Source organism: Trabulsiella guamensis ATCC 49490, assembly GCF_000734965.1.
GTDB classification, from domain to species: Bacteria; Pseudomonadota; Gammaproteobacteria; order Enterobacterales; family Enterobacteriaceae; genus Trabulsiella; species Trabulsiella guamensis.
Window position 1 is genome coordinate 1 of the sequence record NZ_JMTB01000230.1, and the last position, 419, is coordinate 419.

Genomic DNA, 419 nt, shown 5'->3' on the forward strand with positions numbered 1-419 from the left:
TAGTTCAATCAGCGCATTATCGGCAGTTTTGTGCCGTCGCTTATGTCCGCACTGTTTTCGCCGGATACGTCTTTTACTTGACATCACACCTCCTGCTTCGGTGCTGCTGCAATCATGGCCCGGTAAACGCCACCTGGATAATCATCGCCTGCCAAAAATCCGGCACGAAGCATTTCTGTTGTCGGCTCAACCGGTACCACCACGTAACCATCCGGAATTACCGGAGAGTTTCCAGTGCTCAACCTGACAACTTCCGCAAGACATGCGTTCCACGTATCGCGAAACGTTGTTGCCACGAGCCATTTTTCATAGCCATCCAGGCATGAAGCGAGGTTTTCAGGTGCGCGTGGTGGCAGTCTGGTACCCACAGGCTCCGCTTCGAGCGATGCCAGCGCGATACGCGCCAGATCAATCATGTG

Annotated in this window: 1 pseudogene; it reads right to left on the reverse strand. The window is 53.7% G+C overall.

Annotation, left to right across the window (positions count from 1 at the left end):
• Positions 1-83: 83 nt before the first annotated feature.
• Positions 84-419, reverse strand: a pseudogene (locus GTGU_RS26285) (hypothetical protein); the annotation flags it as partial.